Source organism: Dialister sp. (assembly GCF_036343215.1).
Classification (GTDB): Bacteria; Bacillota; Negativicutes; order Veillonellales; family Dialisteraceae; genus Dialister.
The window spans coordinates 84,405-98,925 of sequence record NZ_JAZASU010000003.1; the positions used below are offsets into that span (position 1 = coordinate 84,405).

The 14,521-nt window shown below is 49.3% G+C and carries 10 protein-coding genes, 4 tRNA genes and 1 riboswitch; all 14 genes read left to right on the top strand.

What is annotated here, in order from left to right:
- Nucleotides 1-6 precede the first annotated feature (6 nt).
- A complete protein-coding gene (locus tag VZT47_RS02355; RefSeq protein ID WP_330223379.1) occupies nt 7-669 on the top strand; it encodes a DUF1638 domain-containing protein in 663 nt (220 codons plus the stop codon).
- Nucleotides 670-683: 14 nt separating this feature from the next.
- Nucleotides 684-2,162, top strand: coding sequence for a DUF3375 domain-containing protein (locus VZT47_RS02360; protein ID WP_330223380.1), 1,479 nt, complete (start codon nt 684-686; stop codon nt 2,160-2,162).
- On the top strand, nt 2,155-2,763 hold the full coding sequence (locus VZT47_RS02365; protein WP_330223381.1) for a DUF4194 domain-containing protein: 609 nt from the start codon (nt 2,155-2,157) through the stop codon (nt 2,761-2,763). Before VZT47_RS02360 ends, VZT47_RS02365 begins: the two co-directional genes overlap by 8 nt.
- Nucleotides 2,750-6,160 carry an ATP-binding protein gene (locus VZT47_RS02370; protein ID WP_330223382.1) on the top strand — a complete coding sequence of 1,137 codons (3,411 nt, stop codon included), beginning with the start codon at nt 2,750-2,752 and terminating at the stop codon, nt 6,158-6,160. The genes VZT47_RS02365 and VZT47_RS02370 overlap by 14 nt, the downstream gene beginning before the upstream one ends.
- The gene (locus VZT47_RS02375) at nt 6,141-7,304 is read left to right on the top strand and encodes a Wadjet anti-phage system protein JetD domain-containing protein (RefSeq protein WP_330223383.1); all 1,164 of its coding nucleotides are present in this window, start codon (nt 6,141-6,143) and stop codon (nt 7,302-7,304) included. The genes VZT47_RS02370 and VZT47_RS02375 overlap by 20 nt, the downstream gene beginning before the upstream one ends.
- Before the next feature lie 248 nt (nt 7,305-7,552).
- Nucleotides 7,553-7,629, top strand: a tRNA-Asp gene (locus VZT47_RS02380).
- Nucleotides 7,630-7,631: 2 nt separating this feature from the next.
- Nucleotides 7,632-7,706, top strand: a tRNA-Gly gene (locus tag VZT47_RS02385).
- Nucleotides 7,707-7,709: 3 nt separating this feature from the next.
- A tRNA-Cys gene (locus tag VZT47_RS02390) sits at nt 7,710-7,783 on the top strand.
- Between the two features lie 34 nt (nt 7,784-7,817).
- Nucleotides 7,818-7,906 (top strand) — tRNA-Leu (locus VZT47_RS02395).
- An 87-nt stretch (nt 7,907-7,993) separates the two neighbouring features.
- A riboswitch (TPP riboswitch) is annotated at nt 7,994-8,088 on the top strand.
- 39 nt (nt 8,089-8,127) lie between these two features.
- Nucleotides 8,128-9,435: a phosphomethylpyrimidine synthase ThiC gene (gene thiC, locus VZT47_RS02400; protein WP_330223384.1), complete on the top strand. Its 1,308-nt coding sequence runs from the start codon at nt 8,128-8,130 to the stop codon at nt 9,433-9,435.
- A gap of 133 nt (nt 9,436-9,568) precedes the next feature.
- Nucleotides 9,569-11,233, top strand: a complete 1,665-nt coding sequence (locus tag VZT47_RS02405; protein ID WP_330223385.1) for an ATP-dependent nuclease — start codon at nt 9,569-9,571, stop codon at nt 11,231-11,233.
- 108 nt (nt 11,234-11,341) lie between these two features.
- Nucleotides 11,342-12,307 (top strand): aspartate carbamoyltransferase catalytic subunit, encoded by a 966-nt coding sequence (locus VZT47_RS02410; protein ID WP_296953430.1) that lies wholly within the window; start codon nt 11,342-11,344, stop codon nt 12,305-12,307.
- Nucleotides 12,291-13,583, top strand: a complete 1,293-nt coding sequence (locus VZT47_RS02415) for a dihydroorotase (protein ID WP_330223386.1) — start codon at nt 12,291-12,293, stop codon at nt 13,581-13,583. Before VZT47_RS02410 ends, VZT47_RS02415 begins: the two co-directional genes overlap by 17 nt.
- On the top strand, nt 13,580-14,521 hold a 942-nt coding region (gene carA / locus VZT47_RS02420; protein ID WP_330223387.1), incomplete at its 3' end, for a glutamine-hydrolyzing carbamoyl-phosphate synthase small subunit. The genes VZT47_RS02415 and carA, both read left to right, overlap by 4 nt.

A 14,521-nucleotide genomic window follows, 5' to 3' on the forward strand; every position in this document is an offset into this window, starting at 1 on the left:
GTAACTATGGCTGGTACCGTGATTCTTGCGTGCCCCACTCTTGGGGTTGAACTGAAAGAAGCAATGAAGGAAGAAAATTCAAAGGCAGTCGTCTATTTCATGCCTCCCGGACTTCACCGGGACCCGAAGGCCCTCCATCACTATGTACAGAATGCGGTGGATCATTTCTATAATATTGACAGGATCGTAGTCTGCACGACGGGCTGCGGGGGTGGAAATATTGGAATCAAAGCCACCACGGCTCCCCTCATTTATCCGAAAACAAGAGACTGCCTGGACATTCTCCTTTCCGGGGATTCCCTGAAAGACCTGAAACGGGACATGATGGGCGTCTTCCTCACGGAAGGATGGATGGAATTCATGAAGGAATCGGATATCGACTTTGATAAGCTGAAACAGAAAATGGGCGAAACCAAAGCAAGAATGTACCTCATGAAGCTGTACTCCGTGATTCATGATTTCTATATCATCGATACCGGCTGCTACGATATCGAACCGGTAAAGGAATACATTATTCCTCTCGTCAGACTGGTGGAAGGAGAGCTTCATATCGTACCCGGACATTACGGCGTTCTCCGCAAGATGGCAAGAGAGCAGTTTGATGACGATTTCTTTACTGTCCCGGTGGGAGAAACGGTGAAATCCGATTCCTTCCCCTCCAATTTCTGATTACAGGTGATCTTATGGCTAAAGATGAATTCATGACGCAGGAAAATCTGGCCCTCCTCCGGGGAAACAGTCCTTCCTGGAAACTGCTGGCATCAGACGATGCCCCTTTCTGCTGCGCATTTTTATATCATGAATTACTTGAAAATAATGTGAGAAATCTTCCCGAGGCCCGGCTGGTCCTGGATATGCGTGCCTTCCTAGAGGAAAAGCACAGCTTTATGAAGGAAGAAATACCACCTGAGGAAAGCTTATCTGATGAGGCACGTTTTTACCTTCGGAAATGGTCCGACGGCGATCATCGCTGGCTTCGGCGGTTTTATCAGAACCGGGTTACCTGCTATGACCTGACTGCGCCGGCCCAGAAAGCGGTGGAATGGCTGGAGAGCCTCAAGAGCCGGTCTTTCATCGGCACCGAATCCAGACTTCATACTTTCTTCCACCTGCTCCATGAAATCGAGCACCAGGCCAATCCGTCAAAGAAAGCAAGACTGGAATATCTGGAGGCACAGAAGGAAGAAATTGAAAATAAAATCGCCCTTCTAAAAAAGGGCGGCAAAGTGGATGTCCTGGACGACGTACAGATTAAAGAACGATTCATGGAAGCCGTGGATATTGCCAATGGCATCCTGTCCGATTTCCGTGAAGTGAAAGATAAATTCCAGCAGATTTATATGGAATTCCGGGATGAAGTGAACGAATGGGAACATGGCAAGGGAGCCCTTCTGGAGCAGTTCATCGCGGACCGCGAAATTATTGAGGAATCAGAGCAGGGAAAGAGCTTCCATGCCTTCTTCGACTATCTCATGGCTTTTTCCCAGCAGCAGGATTTTGACGAAACCATGAAGAAAATCCTCAGGCTGAAAGCCCTTGCCCGGGAGACGAACCGCTACGATGCCCTTCATATCCGTTCAGCCTGGGTGGACGGGGCGGAAGACGTGCAGGAAACGATAGCCAAACTTTCCGAGCAGATCAGCTGGTACGTCAATGAAAACAATCTGCAGGAAAAGAAAAATATTTATTTCCAGATCAAAGGGGTGGAGAAAAAAGCGCTGGCCATGAAAGGCTTCGAACCGAAGGAGAAAGACTTCATGTTTCTCAATGACGCGGCGCCCACGGTGTACCTTCCCATGGAAAGGACTCTCCATATGCCCCCGGTGAAAATGGAACTGGATGCCCATGCGCTCAAAGAAGGAACGTATTCCGGAAGCCTGGAAGCCATTTTCAATCAGGTTTATATCGATAAGCCGCTTCTCCGCCAGCATATAGAGGATTTGCTGGAAACCAGGCGTCAGGTGACGCTGAAGGAAGTGCTCGATGCCTATCCCCTGGAGAAGGGGCTCCTGGAGCTTCTGGCCTATCTGGAAATCGCAAAGAAAGAAAATCACCAGTTCCTGCCCGTAAAGGACCGGATATTTTTCACGGGAATCGATGGCCGCAGCCGTTTCGTGCTGATGGAACGGATCCTGTTTAAAAGGGAGAATATGAATGGATAAAACGGAGACTCTATTTTCGACAACCCTGATCAGCCTGCTTTCCGGAATCGTCATGAAAAATGGGAATGCGGAAATATGGAATACCATCATGAGCAAACAGTACCTTATCGATGAGTACATGGCAAAAATCGGTCTCTCCCTGGTCATTGATGAGGATGGGGGCTATGCGTTCCTGAAGCAGAATGACGGGGATGAACTGCCCCACCTGGTGAAGCGCCAGCCCCTCTCTTTCCGCATGAGCCTTTTTCTAGTGCTCCTCCGGAACGAAATCAATGAATACGACAGTGCCACGGGAGAAGGAAATCTGGTGGTGCGGGAAGAAGACATGGTCCGCCGCATGAAGCCCTATTTCCCGGAAGTCACGGATGAAGTGAAATTTACGAATTCCATCGACCGCTGTATTTCCAAAGCCCTGGAAATGAAAATCCTGATGCCCGTTAAGGACAACGAGGAGGAATTTGAAGTACAGCCCATCCTGCGCCGTCTGGTGGATGCGGAATGGCTGTCCGGCTTTAACAGGGAAATGGAACGATACATGGAAGAAAATGGTATTTCCATGAAGGAAACGGAAGAGGAGGATAAGAAAGATGAACCTGTTTAATCCTGCTTCCCGGAGAGGCGATGTACAGGCGGGTTTCCGCATGAAAAGGCTGGAAGTGTACAACTGGGGCACTTTTGATGGCGCGGTATGGCCTTTTGAGCTGGGCGGAGAGACTTCCCTTCTCACCGGTGAAATCGGTTCCGGGAAATCCACCCTGGTCGATGCCATCCTGACGCTCCTCATTCCCCAGCAGAAAATCACCTACAATAAGGCCGCTGACTCCAGCAGCCGTGAAAGATCCCTCAACTCCTATGTTCGCGGCTATTATGCGAAGAGAAACAATGCGGAAGGGGTGGAAGAACCGGTGGCCCTCCGCGATAAAAACCAGTATTCCGTCATCCTCGGAGTGTTTGGAGATGACATGAATGACACCCGGGTGACCCTGGCCCAGGTCTTTTATTTCACCCCGGGGAGCGACAAACCTTCCCGTTTCTATGTGGCAGCGGAACGGAATCTTTCCATAAAGAAAAATTTCGGCAATTTCGGCAAGAATATCACGGACCTGAAGAAGAAACTGAAAAAAGAATATGGCGTCCACCTGTTCAATGAATACAGCAGCTATGCGGTGAAATTCAAATCCCTTTTCGGCATCGTCCAGGATAATGCGCTGGACCTTTTCCAGCAGACCGTTTCCATGAAAAAAGTGAACGGCATCACCGATTTCGTCCGCAAAAACATGCTGGGCGAAGTGGATATGAATGAGATGGAAAACAATATCCAGCACCTTCTAACCCGTTTCCATGATCTGAAGAGCATTCATGATGCCATCGTGCGGGACCGGGAGAAAATGGATATCCTGGCACCTTTAATCGATGCCTCTGCCAAAGTGGATGAATGCATCCTGAAAGGGCAGCAGTATGACCTCATGGCCGAAGGGACCGAATCCTATCTGGCCAGGGAAGAGAAAAAACTGCTGGATGAAGAACTGGAGAAATGCCATCGTCTGGAAAATGACATCAACCGCCGCCTTACATCGCTGGAAGAAGATTCCATCCATATTTCCAACGATATGGATAACAAGAAAAAGGAAATGTGGGAAAATGGCGGCGCCCGTCTGGACAGCGCCAAAAGGGACCTGTCGGCCTATGAAAAGGACCTTCGCCTGGTGACAAGAAATGCTTCCGCTTTCCGCCTGCTGGCAGAGAAAATCGGCCTGTCCCTTCCGGAAAGCCTGGATGAATTCATGGATATCAGGAAACAGGCGGAAAAACTGTCTGAAAAACTGAAAAACGACTATGACCGGCTGGATGAGAAGAAATTTGAAGCCGACAGCCGGGAAAGGGATATCGTAGAAAAAATAGGCCAGGACAGGAGTGAACTGGAATCTTTGAAAAAACGGGATTCCAATATTCCTGAAAGATTCATTGAAATCCGTCATCAGCTGGCCATGGATCTCGTGGTGCCGGAAAGTGATATGCCCTTTGCCGGGGAAATTATGGAAGTGAAGCCGTCCCAGCAGAAATGGGAGGGGGCCCTGGAACGTCTCCTTTCTGAATTCGGCGTATCCATGCTGGTGCCGGAGTCCCTTTATGGAAAAGTCATTGGCTGGATGGAGCATCATTTCCTGAAACAGCGCATCGTTTACTACCGGGTAGACGAATATACAAGACCCGTAGCCATGGCAGATCTTCCTGAAAAGGCAGCGGCCCGGAAACTCAATATTAAAAAAGATTCTCCCTATGCCGCCTGGCTGGCATCGGAACTTTATCACCGGTTTGACCATATCTGCGCCGATACGGCCGGGGAATTCTCTGAAGCTCCCTTTGCCATTTCCCCGGAAGGCCAGATCAAATCCCAGGGGAGAAGACATAAGAAGGATGACCGGTACCGCATTGATGACCGTCGTCATTATGTGCTGGGATTTTCCAATAAAGAGAAAATCGTCCTCATCACGAAAGAACTGGCTGCCCTTGCGAAAGACCGTGAAAAAGCGGCCGCCGAAGTACAGAAGCTGAAAGGGGCAAGAGACCTCTGCATCGGCAGGATGAATGCAGCGGAATCCCTTCTCAAAACGGATAACTTCAAAGACATCGACCAGCATTCTTTTGAAAAACGGGTGGCAGAGCAGAAATCGCTCATTAAGAGCCTCACTGCCAATGACAACGTCCTTTCCCGTCTGGAAGTGGAAATCAAGAAACTGCAGAAAGAACTCGCTGAAAACCGGCACACCATGGACGAAGCCCGCAGCGAAAAAGGCAGGATCCTGAATCAGATTGAAACTCACGAGGCCAGGAAGAAAGTGGTGGAAACCATTCTCTCCAAGACGCCGGAAATCGTTCAGACAAAGGCCTTTGCCCTTCTGGATGAACACCGGCAGGACATCATCGGGAAAGGTTTCTTCACCCTGAAATCCATGGGCGACAAGACAGGACAGTACGGGAAATGGATTCGTGAAAACAGGAGTAAGAACGAGGCGGAAGAAAAACTTCATACCGAGGAAACCATGAAGAGAATGAATCAGTACCTCCGCTACCTCACCGAGCACAATGAGTCGGATCCGAACCTGACCACCGAAATGAACGGGGCCAACCGGAATGAGTACAAAGAAATATTCCGGCGGATTAAGGAAGACGATCTGCCTAAACTTCTTCCGAAATTTAAAAAACGGCTTCGTGAAAACACGATCCAGGACATGGCCATTTTCCAGTCGAAACTTCTGGGCACAAGAGATACGATTACCGGGAAAATCGACGAAATCAACCATTCTCTTTATGATACGGACTATAACGAAGGCCATTACATCAAAATCGAATGCCTCGAGACCACGAATCAGGAAATCAGGACGTTCCGGCAGGAACTCCGCAAATGCACGGACAGCGCCGTCTATGGCACCGAAGACAATTACAATGAGGAAAAATTCCTGGAAATAGAAAAAATCCTGGACCGCTTCAGCGCCAGCCGGCCGGGCTTTGCGGAAGATGATACGAGGTGGACCCGGTTCGTCACGGACGTACGAAACTGGTTTACCTTTGCCGTATCGGAACGGATCCGCCGCTCCGACGGCTCGGAAGGGGAGGAATTCGAGCATTATACCGATTCCTCCGGCAAGTCCGGGGGACAGAAGGAAAAACTGGCCTATACCATCCTGGCTGCCTCCTTTGTCTACAGCTTTGGCATTGAAGGCAGCGGAAGACTGCCCACTTTCCGCTTTACCGTTATCGACGAAGCCTTCCTCAAGAGCTCTGATGAATCAGCGAGATTCGGTCTTTCCCTTTTCCGGAAGATGGGACTCCAGCTTCTCGTGGTGACCCCGCTGGCCAAGATTCCTGTCATTGAACCCTTTATTTCCAATCTGGGCTATGTGAGCCAGAATGAAATGAGACAGTCCGAACTTCGCAATATGACAGTCGGCGAATACAGAAAGGAATTCCTTGCTCATGAGAAGAAGACAGTATGATGGGGAACTTCTCAAAAAACTGAAAAAACAGGAGGAGAAAGGAAGCCTCTATGAAGGTCTCGTCACGGAGGAAGAGGGCCCTTGGCTCCGCATGGTCCTGAAAAGACCGGAAGAAACAGAAGATGACTGGGGGAGCCTCCTTTCCTGGTCCGATTACTGGAGAAACCCTGTGAAAGACGGCATTCGTCCCCTCTGGCGCATTGACGAGGGAAGGAAAAACACGAAAACCTTCGGCCGCCAGACCCTGCCGGTCCGCGTTTTTATAGATACGGCAGAAGACGGGTTTGCCCTTCTGCGCATGAAAAAGGAGAAAAATGAATTTCTCGGCCGTCTCAAAGAGGTGGAAACAAAGAATCCAAAACTTCGGGACTGGTTCATTCATTATTACGTTCGGATCAGGGAAGAAGATTTTTATCCCCTCTGCTTTGCCATAGCGGAGTATCTCGAAAAGGATGAAGGAACTCATCAGTATCTGCGGGAGGCTTCCATTCCCGGGGTGGATACGAAATTCCTTGAAAATCACAGCTTCCTTCTCCGCACCCTCTGGAACAGTCTTTTCCCCGAGAGGCCTGTAGAGAATAATGACGAAATGAAACGGCATTTCTTCGTCAAAGCCGTCCCTGTGCCCGATATCTGCGCCCGCAGCCTGGATCCCTCCATCACATTCTTTGGAATGAGAAAATTTTTCCTCTCCAATGACGAAGTCAAAGATTTCAATCCGCCCCAGAAACGGATTTTCATCACGGAGAACAAAGTGAACGGCTATACGTTTCCCGACTGCAGAGACAGTCTCATCCTTTTCGGCATGGGTTACGGGGTGCTGGAGCTTGCCAGAAAGGCTCCCTGGCTTAAAGGCAAAGAAGTCTATTACTGGGGCGACCTCGATTCCGACGGATTCAATATCTTAAGTGCTCTTCGTCATCTGATTCCCCATGTGAAATCTTTCCTGATGGACCGGGATATCCTTCTTTCCTTCGTGGATCCTTCCATCAAAGATACGGGAAATACCGCATCCATTCCGGACAACCTCACGGTATCCGAAAAAATGGCCTGGAAAGAAGTCCATGACCATGGCTGGCGGCTGGAGCAGGAAAGGATTCCCCTTTCCGAAGTGGAATGGGCCCTCGAGGAAATGGAAGAGTAAAGTCCTATTTCCTTTGAGGAAATTTCAAAATCTCCGTCCGGTTCAAACCCCGGCAGCCTGTCACAGGATCCCATGATAGGAATTTCTATGGAGATTGATCGGGTTTTCCAGCTGAATTTGAAACATTTTACGAATTCTTTATTTCATAAAAACCAGATTTCCCCGATTCTGTCGGCATTTCCATGATTTTTTTCCATCCCTTGACAAAAGGGGCGAAAATGGATATACTATTCAAGTAACTTACGTGCGGCCCGGTGGTGTAGTGGTCTAACATGCCGCCCTGTCACGGCGGAGATCGTCAGTTCAAATCTGATCCGGGTCGCCAGTGCGGAAGTAGCTCAGTGGTAGAGCACAACCTTGCCAAGGTTGGGGTCGCGGGTTCGAGTCCCGTTTTCCGCTCCATATGGCGGCATAGCCAAGCGGTAAGGCAGAGGTCTGCAAAACCTTTATCCCCAGTTCGATTCTGGGTGCCGCCTCCATATTTTACCTATAACAGTCTTCATATATAAACCTGCCGGGGTGGCGGAACTGGCAGACGCAAGGGACTTAAAATCCCTCGAATCGTGAGATTCGTACCGGTTCGATTCCGGTCCTCGGCACCATTTGAACCATCAGTTGAAACTTCGGTTTCAACTTTTTTATTGCCTGAATAAAAATCGTGGAGCCCTTTGTCTCCTCGTGCTATAATAAATTCATGCTGGGGGAGTCTTATGACTGAGAGGGAAACCGACCCTTTGAACTTGATGCGGTTCATACCGACGTAAGGAAGCTTATGGGATTGTTCAAAGCCTGCAGAAGCAGGCTTTTTTTACTGGAGGAAACTATGACACAGCTGGAAGCGGCAAGAAACGGAATCATCACAAAAGAAATGAGTGCAGCTGCCCTGGACGAAGGGGTATCAGCAGAATTCATCAGGGAAGGGATAGCGGAAGGGACCATCGTCCTTCCCGCCAATATTTACCATACGTCCCTTCATCCCTATGCCATTGGCAAAGGCCTTCGTACGAAAATGAACGTGAATCTTGGCATTTCCTCCGATGTCTGCAACTATGACACGGAACAGGCCAAGGCAAAAATGGCCTGGGAAATGGGAGCCGAAGCCATTATGGACCTTTCCTGCTTTGGCGAAACGGCACCCTTCCGTCAGTGGCTGGTAAAGAACAGCCCTGCCTCCATCGGCACCGTTCCCATGTATGACGTCAAAGGGGTCCTTCACAAAGGACTCAAAGATATGACGGCGGATGATCTCTTTTCCGTAGTTGAAAAACATGCCAGGGACGGCGTGGACTTCATGACCATTCATGCAGGCCTGAACCGGGAAACGGCAAAGCATATCATGAGAAATAAGAGAATCACGAACCTTGTCTCCCGCGGCGGCTCCATCCTTTTTGCCTGGATGTACATGCATGGGAAAGAAAATCCTTTCTATGAACAGTTTGACCGGCTCATGGAACTTCTAAGGAAATATGATGTCACCCTGTCCCTGGGGGATGGCTGCCGGAGCGGAAGCGGACATGATTCCACTGATGCCATCCAGATTTCCGAACTTATCAATCTGGGAGAACTAGTCGTCCGTGCCAGAAAAGCCGGAGTCCAGGTCATGGTGGAAGGCCCAGGCCATATGCCCATTTCCGACGTCCGCATGAATGTGGAAGTGGCAAAAAAACTGACCCATGGCGCACCGCTTTATGTTTTAGGACCGATTGTGACCGACGTGGCACCAGGCTATGACCATATTACTGCAGCTATCGGGGGAGCCCTTTCTGCTTCTGCAGGAGCTGATTTCCTCTGCTATGTCACCCCGGCCGAACATCTCCGTCTGCCGGACCTGAATGACGTCCATGAAGGCATCGTAGCCTCCAAAATTGCCTGCCATGCCGCTGACCTTGCCAAAGGTGTCAAAGGCGCAGCCCTCTGGGATGAAAAAATGAGCTGGGCCAGAAGAAAAGTGGATTTCAAATCCATGATTCCCCTTGCTATCGATCCTGAAAAAGCAAGACGTTACCGGGAAAGCTCCATTCCTGAAGATGAAGCCACCTGCACCATGTGCGGCTCCATGTGTCCCATGAAGACCCTGGACCAGATTCTGAACAACCGGAACCCGGAAGACGATCCATTTGAAAAAGAATAATCTGAAAAGTGAATCTGAAAAACAGCCTGACCTGAAAGCAGGCTGTTTTCATTTTCTGCTAAATCGGATCAAAAAGTAAATAACAGTCATGATATAATAAATATAAAGCAGAGAGAGGAAAGGAGGGATGACCGTGTTTATTTCTCATATGGTCGTTGAAAATTATCGTACTTTCCGGCATGTGGAATTTCACTTTGATGACCGGGTGAATTACATCGTAGGGGATAATAATATCGGGAAAAGCAATTTCCTCACTCTTTTGAAAGACGTGACCCACGGCTTCGGTTTCCGGGAAAATGATTTTCTCAATCCCGATGAACCCATCCGCGTTCAAATGACCCTTTCTTCCTCTGATAACGGTCTGGATGAGACCCTTCATCTGGAGCTTGCCCAGCATATCCGGGAGGTAGTGCCCCGCCTTTACAATAAAGACGATGGCAGGGAGCTTCCCCTGGAATATGTGCGCTGCCTTTTCTACATGGATTTCAAGCTGGATGAAGTGCCGAGAAATATGCTTTCTGAAGGGGAAATGATGAAGACCCTTTCCATCATTGAAAATTACATGGCCGCACCGGATCATGTGAAGGAAGTGGAAACGCTCCTCAATGAGCGCGGCTTTCATCTCGATTTGCCGGACAATGATTCCCATAAAGCGGCCCTTATGCTGATGAGCGAGATTTTCCAGAGCTTTACGGTAGGTTCCTCTTATGACTCCACTATGAAGCTCATGATTGCAGTGGGCATTTCCCTCCTCATCAAAATGTTGAAGAAAAAGGAAAGCCGGGCTATTTCCTTTGAAAATATGGTGATTAACGATAAAAAGGGCAGGAGATACCTGCCGGTGACGGTCAGCATCGATGAACCGGAACTTCACCTTCATCCCTACCTGCAGCGGGCCATGCTTGCCTTCTGCCGTTCCATCCTGGGCAATGAGGAACCGTTCTTCCTGAAAATGGTAAAGACCATGCTGGGAGTGGACGGTCTCAATGGCCAGCTTTTCGTGGTGACCCATTCCACCGATGCCCTGGTCAATGATTACCGTCAGATCATCCGCATTTACTGGGATGATAAGAAGAAAGTCCAGGCCGCCTGCGGCGCGTCTTTCCATTTTGACAGGGAAATAGAAAAACACCTGATCATGCATTTCCCGGAAGTGAAGGAAGCCCTTTATTCCAAATGCACCATCCTGGTGGAAGGGGAAACGGAATACGGGTCCTTCGGCTATTTCGCAAGGACCCTGGGCGTTAATTTTGATTATCATGGCATCTGCCTCATCAATGCGAGAGGGGAAAGTTCTATTTCCAAAATTGCCCAGCTGGTGCGCCGTTTCCATATCCCTGCCGTATGCCTCTATGACCGGGACGTGATCGGTGGGAAAAACAATTCGCCCTATGTTTTCTTTACGGACTATATCTGCTATGAAATGGACGTGGTGAAAGCATGCCTCTCAGCCCGGAACCGCAAAATTCTCGACGCAGTGATTGGTGATGTGGAAGATGCGGGAGATGCGGTCAATACGGCACTTATCAAAAAAGCCGGAGCAAAGCTTGGTCTGCCGAAAGGTTACTATCCTCCGGTAAAACTCAAAAATATCAACCCCAGGAATCAGGAAGCTCTGGAATTTTATTATTTTGCCTGGCTCTATGGAAATAAAGGGGTCATCATCGGCAGGGCTCTGGGCGAAAGGCTGACGAAAAAAGAAATACCGAAAGCGTTTGCCCATGTCATTGAAACGGCAGTCCGCCTTTCCTGCGGAGATAGTATTTCCTGCCCCGTGATTGAAAATAACAAGGCCTGAGCGTAAAATTTATGTAATATAAAATTAATATAATTACTATTGAAAAAGTACACTGTACCTTTTATGATTATAGAGATAACTTATTTGTATTAAAAACAGGAGGCCGGTATGAGCGCGATTTCACTTAAGGGCCGTTCCGTTCTTGGACTGGAAGATTTTTCAGCCGAAGAAATCGAACGGATCCTTGACGTAGCAGCACAGATGAAAAAGATTGTGCTATCCAAGAACAAGAAAAAAGATTTTCTTAAAGGGAAATCCATTGTAACAGTGTTTTCCGAAGCATCTACCAGAACCCGTAGTTCATTCGAGCTTGCCGGTAAGTATTTGGGAGCCGATGTTATCAATATCACAAAGAGCGGCAGCTCGATGACGAAAGGTGAAAGCATGCGAGATACATTGCTTACCGTTTCCGCAATGGGAGTGGATGCAGTGATTATTCGTGATTCGTCAGAGGGGGCCGCTCTTTTTGCATCCAAAGTGATGAGCCCGAAAGTGAAGGTTCCGATTGTCCTCAATGCAGGCGACGGTGCCCATGCCCATCCGAGCCAGGCACTTCTGGAACTCTTTACCATGAAGGAAGCGGGCAAGAAGATTAAAGGCATGAAATATGTCATTATCGGCGATATCCTTCATTCCAGGGTAGCAAGAAGCGATATTTACGGCTTCTCCAAACTGGGGGCGGAAGTTCACCTCGTGGGACCTAGAACCCTGGTGCCAAAAGAACTGGAAGATATGGGCTGCATTGTGGATGACAATCTGGAAGATGCACTGAAAGATGCAGATGCTATCAATATTCTCCGTATACAGCTTGAAAGGGCGGCTGCAGGTTTTATCCCTACCACCAGAGAATATGCAAGGCTCTTCGGCATCAATAAAAAACGGCTGGCTCTCTGCAAACCGGACGTGGCCGTTATTCATCCCGGCCCCATGAACCGGGGAATTGAAATCGGTTTCGACGTGGCCTATGACGAAAAGTCCTGGATTCAGGAAGAAGTCAGGAACGGCGTAGCCGTACGCATGGCTCTTGAATATTTGACACTGACGGAGGGTAAAGACATTGATGCTCTTAATTAAAAACGGCACGGTGGTCAATCCGGCCAGAAAACAGCATGAAATCGCAGATATCCTCATCGAAAACGGGGTTATCAGAAAAATTGAACAAGATATTCCTGCATCGGGTGAAATGGAAGTTTTTGATGCCAAAGGTCTCATTGTGACTCCGGGACTCATCGATATGCACGTCCATCTCCGTGAACCGGGGCAGGAAGCTAAAGAAGATATCCACACTGGGACTCAGGCTGCTGCCGCAGGGGGAATTACCCATGTGGCAACTATGGCCAATACAAAGCCGGTCATTGATAACGCGGCTGTTCTCCGGGATGTATTGAAACGGTCAGAAGATGTGGGCGTAGTCAAAGTCAGCGTCATCGGTTCTGTTTCCAAAAATCTGGAAGGAAAACAGCTCTCCGAAATGGGAGACATGGCAGCTGAAGGAGCTGTGGCATTCTCTGATGACGGACACTATGTGGAAAATGCCAATTTCATGAGAAGAGCCATGGAATATGCGGATATGCTCCACAAAATGGTCATCGACCATGCGGAAGATATGACCATGTGCGCCCAGGGCTTCATAAATGAAGGAAAAGTTTCCTACCGTCTGGGTGTCACCGGCCGTCCGGCAGCAGGTGAAAATATCGCCGTAGCCAGGGATCTTCTCCTCTCCGAGCTGACGGGCTGCCATATCCACATCGCCCATGTTTCCAGCGGAAAGGCAGTGGACCTGATCCGGGAAGCAAAGAAAAAAGGCGTGAACTGCTCCACCGAGGTCACAGCCCAGCATCTGTATTTCACCGATGAATGGCTGAAAGGTTATAATACTGCTTTCAAGATGGCTCCGCCAATCCGCACGGAAGATGACAGGAAAGCCCTCATAGAAGGCCTGAAAGATGGGACCATCGATGCCATCATGACGGACCATGCGCCTCACTGCAATGAAGAAAAAGACGTGCCTTTCAACTGCGCGCCGAACGGCATTGCGGGATTGGAAACGTCCCTGGCTGCAGTTCTCACCGTGCTCTACCATGAAAATGGTTTCAGCCTGGACAAAATCGTGGAACTCATGAGCGTGAACCCCGCAAAACTGCTCGGTATAGAAGGAGGCATCCTGAAAGAAGGAGCTCCGGCAGATGTGACAGTTTTTGATCCGGACAAAGAATGGACCGTTCACGGCAAAGATCTCTATACAAAAGCGCTTTTCACTCCCTTTGAAGATATTACCCTCAGGGGTAAGGCAGTCCTCACTGTGGTGGATGGCGAAATCGTTATGAAAGAAGGAAAGGTGCTGAAATGAAAGGACTCTTGGTTTTGGAAAACGGAGCCCGTTTTGAAGGCGACCTCCTCGGTACCGTGGAAGGACTGGGGGAACTCGTATTCAATACCGGCATGACAGGGTATCAGGAATGCTTTACCGACCCTTCCTATGAAGGCCAGATCCTGACCCTGACTTACCCGCTTATCGGCAACTATGGGGCCAATGACCTTTTCATGCAGAACAGGAAGCCGGCTGCTGCGGGCTATGTGCTTGACCAGATTGCGGAACATCCGAGCAACTGGGAATGCAGGGAAAAGATCACTGATTTCATTGAACGCTATCGTGTGCCCTGCCTGTACAATGTGGATACCCGTGCCGTAACCCGCATGGTTCGTACCCAGGGCGTCATGAAGGCGGTCATCGTGAGCGCTGACAGAAGTGAAGAATTTATTCAGGCAGAACTGGCAAAACCCCTCCATCATGACCAGGTGGAAAGAGTCACCACAGCCTATCCCTATACTTACGGAAATGGGAAATACCAGGTTTCCCTTCTGGACTGCGGCCTCAAGAAAAATATTCTTGTCAGCCTGGCAGCCAATGACTGCACAGTCCATGTATTCCCTGCCCATACTTCAGCAGAAGAACTGATGGCGGGCAATCCGGACGGCATTTTCCTCTCTCCCGGACCGGGGGATCCCCAGGATGTGCCTTATGTAGTAGAAACAGTTAAGAAACTGATTGGCGTTCGCCCGATTTTCGGGATCTGCCTGGGTATCCAGATGCTGGCCACCGCCCTTGGCGGCCATACTTTCAAGCTGCCCTTCGGGCACAGAGGCGCCAACCATCCGGTCAAGGATCTCCGCACCGGACGGGTCTATATTACGAGCCAGAACCATGGCTATGCGATTTCCGATGAAAATCTTCCGGACTGCATCGAAGTCACCCACAGAAGCGTCAATGATGGAACCATCGAAGGC

Coding starts and splice junctions, on each gene's coding strand:
- VZT47_RS02365 (WP_330223381.1), top strand. CDS start 2,155: ATGGATAAAACGGAGACTCTATTTTCGACAACCCTGATCAGCCTGCTT.
- thiC (WP_330223384.1), top strand. CDS start 8,128: ATGACACAGCTGGAAGCGGCAAGAAACGGAATCATCACAAAAGAAATG.
- VZT47_RS02360 (WP_330223380.1), top strand. CDS start 684: ATGGCTAAAGATGAATTCATGACGCAGGAAAATCTGGCCCTCCTCCGG.
- VZT47_RS02370 (WP_330223382.1), top strand. CDS start 2,750: ATGAACCTGTTTAATCCTGCTTCCCGGAGAGGCGATGTACAGGCGGGT.
- VZT47_RS02375 (WP_330223383.1), top strand. CDS start 6,141: ATGAGAAGAAGACAGTATGATGGGGAACTTCTCAAAAAACTGAAAAAA.
- VZT47_RS02410 (WP_296953430.1), top strand. CDS start 11,342: ATGAGCGCGATTTCACTTAAGGGCCGTTCCGTTCTTGGACTGGAAGAT.
- VZT47_RS02355 (WP_330223379.1), top strand. CDS start 7: ATGGCTGGTACCGTGATTCTTGCGTGCCCCACTCTTGGGGTTGAACTG.